Raw genomic sequence first — 3273 nt, forward strand, 5'->3', positions numbered from 1 at the left:
GAATCCCCGTAGGGACGCCAAATTCTAAAAAGCCACTGCATTGACAGTGGCTTTTTATTGGCGATAAAATTTATTATAAGGCGAACATAGTTCGCCCTGTATTAATCTGTTCCGATGCCAACCTGTACTTCCAGCCGTCCTGACTGTACCCGTAAGCCACGGATCTCAAACTGGTCCACCAGTTGCTGTACCAGCTCACGGCTTTCCTGCAAAATGTTCAAACCAGGCAGGATGCTAAAATCAGACAGACTGAGCAGTTTATCAACCATCCATGAACGGTTGTTAATGAAGTCAATAAAGCCCGCTTCCTCAAGGTCGATATACCAAATGCGGTGCCCCTCTTTCTGGATGCCTGGCACATCACGGATCAGGTGATTAATTAAAAAGGGAATCGGCAAGGAATTAATGACTTCAAAGCTGACATTACCCACCCGACGTGCCGCCCAGTTGGTTAGCGTGCCACCATGACGGATTTGCAGGTCCAGATGTTCATCAATCTGGCGTAAACGCAGATACTTTTCCTGACCAATGCGACATTCCAGCACATTGAACTCAAGTGAAAGACGATAGAGAAAACGGCGGTAATGCCCGTCCAGTTCAATGTGAAAACGGTCATTGCCACATTCAATTTTAATATCATCAATTTCAGAACGATCCATACGTTTCCGAATTTGATTATTGAGCAGCATTTCAGGTAAATATAAGGTGAGGCTACTTTTCCCTAACGATGCACGTGCCATTGCTAACGCAACTTGACGCGCTGCTTCACTGGTTTCTGATACCATATCACGAACAGTATTTCGCATTCCTTCAACACCACGTTTGGTATGATGCGTAACTTGATCTAAGGCGCCTAAGGCAGCATCTGCGACACCTGCTATGTTACGGGATGTGTCAGTGGCAAACTCAACCGCATCCTGCGCGTGTTGCAGGGTCTTGTTGATCAGCCGACGTGACAGCGATGGTTTTTCACCCGATTCATCTGAGTCTGCTGGCATAATATCAAACATTGCCTTTTTATCATCTTGTCGATTCAAGATGTTCTCCCTCTTCCCTTTCTTACTGGCCCATTTCTATGGGCTACACTCTACTTTCTAAACTTATTCAAGGTTTTTTCTAGATTAGCATGCAACGCATGGCAAATTGCGTCTTTTTGTTGCGTAACTTCAAATTATTTAATGCACCAGACAGACAATCTCTAATAAAAAAAACGTTACTTTTCATCTTCTTTGATAGATGTGGTTTCAGGCTGTTCTGGTCGTACCCACACCTGTTCCAGACGGATGGTTTTATACTTTTCCAAAGCCTGCTGGAGTAACTCGATCTTTTCTTTCGCCTCCTCAAGCTGGAAATAAACAATTTCCCTCAGCGCCACCCATGCAGCCTGCATCCTGTAAAAATCATTGCCCTTTTCCAGTTTTTGCTGCATCCAGTTAAACAGACCCTGAGCCCGCTGCTGCTGTTCAAACTGATAGGCAAACAGCCCACTTGATAGTGCTCCCTCAATCGTCTGTTCACTTAACAAACCTTGTAGCTGCTGCAATCGTTTAGTTTGTTGCTCAAGGTAAGTCTTTAACACATCCTGATGGAACCACTGGGCAAATGCAGTCATTTCTGCAACCACCACATCCCGCTGCTCATATAAGGCCGTTCTTTCAGGATGGTGTTTATCCAGGCGAATATCGCCTAGATAGGCCATTAAACCCTGCTCCAGAATGGTCTGGATTGAACCGAGATTTAAACAGCTCTCATGCAATGCCTCTGTATTGGTCAGTGTTGTTGTTAATTGCTCGGGTTGGTTCAATAATTTCAAAATATCAGGATTGGCCTGAACAGCAAGCCATAAACGCCCAAGTTGTTGTTCAGCATGATCCTGTGTGATTGTCGAATCATTTTCAGGATTTAAAATACGTTTTAACGCTGCCTGCATGTTATTTGAATGAACCAGGCTCGCAACAATGATCTGATCCATTAAAAGCTGGGGCGCACTGGCAATCACATCCTGACTATAAGGAAGATGCAACTCTCTTCCACCCAGTATTCCTCCCAAGGATTTCCCCAGTGAATTTAAACCACGTCCAACATCCGCCAGAATATTGGTTTCAGTTGCCCGTGTCTGCAAGATGTTGGCGGGTAACAACAGGCCCACTGCCCGTTGCAACAGCATGGCATGGGTTTTCTGGTCAATCACTTTGCCAGATTGGTTTAACAACTCAACTGCATATTCCACATCACTCAGCTGTGGCTTATATTCAGGCTGGTTCCGCTTAAGCAGGCAGTCGATATAGCCATAAAAGGCAACTTCATTGCGCTGGGTGGATTGTTGCGCTGCCCATTCATATTGCGTGATGGCCTGCCTATATTGCCCTGCACCTGCATAGGACTTCGCCAGTGCCACCGCATGCTGGGCACTTGGATATTTCTGCTGAAAATGATGAAGCAAATCCAGTTTAGGCTGCTGGTCCAAACATAGGTCGAGTTGACGCAAATAGAGGTTGATTTGCTGCTGAGTGGGTTGTGGCGTAATGAAGTTTAGTCGATACATCAGGCACTGTTCATACCAGGCATATTTTCTGGCATGGGTTTCATAGGCAGGAATAAACTCATCCTCAACCAATTGAATCAGTTGTGTTGAATACAGAATGTCCTCTTCTGTCTCATGTCTGAATTTCCACTCTTTTGGCAAAGACATCTTAAAGAGCCGTAAAAAGAAGTTGGCACTGAGATCAGGACTTTCCATACTCACCAGCATCAACTTGTCCTGAGTGGAAAGATGTTCCTTTCCCTTTGCAATCCGAGACAAACGCAATTTTAACAGCTTCGTTGGGAGCATAGTTCTGTTACATTTTGTACTTATATAAAAGTAAAATATCACGAGCTGACTGAGTTCAGCAAAAGTTTATGATCACTGTCATGCTGATTTGCTAATAAAGTACATATTAGCCCACGTACCCTACAAAATTAAGAAAAAGACTGCCGCTATTCGACAGATGCAGCAATGGCGTTGATGAATATCATTGATAAACATCCTGATATTTTGACCAGTTAATATAAAAAAGCCATTACATCTAGAGTAGTAATAGCTTTTTATCAGTTTAAATCAATAATCTGTATAACGAAACCCTTGTGATTCCATACAATCACTGACCATTGCATTTCTTTCATTTTGCTCAACTTTGGCAGCTCTTACTTCATAGCGACATTTTGCCAAAGCGTTATTCATATCAAAGGGTGTAACACCTGCTTTGCGCCACATCGGTTGCGCTGATGAAC

2 protein-coding genes are annotated in these 3273 nt (G+C 43.8%); both read right to left on the reverse strand.

Annotation, left to right across the window (positions count from 1 at the left end; genetic code table 11):
* Positions 1–101 precede the first annotated feature (101 nt).
* Positions 102–1037 carry a hypothetical protein gene (locus B4H32_RS10535; protein WP_004769931.1) on the reverse strand — a complete coding sequence of 312 codons (936 nt, stop codon included), beginning with the start codon at positions 1035–1037 and terminating at the stop codon, positions 102–104.
* Between the two features lie 176 nt (positions 1038–1213).
* Positions 1214–2833, reverse strand: coding sequence for a hypothetical protein (locus B4H32_RS10540; protein ID WP_286802983.1), 1620 nt, complete (start codon positions 2831–2833; stop codon positions 1214–1216).
* Positions 2834–3273 lie beyond the last annotated feature (440 nt).

The organism is Acinetobacter sp. UBA2063 (assembly GCF_002333245.1).
In the GTDB taxonomy this organism is placed as follows: domain Bacteria; phylum Pseudomonadota; class Gammaproteobacteria; order Pseudomonadales; family Moraxellaceae; genus Acinetobacter; species Acinetobacter parvus.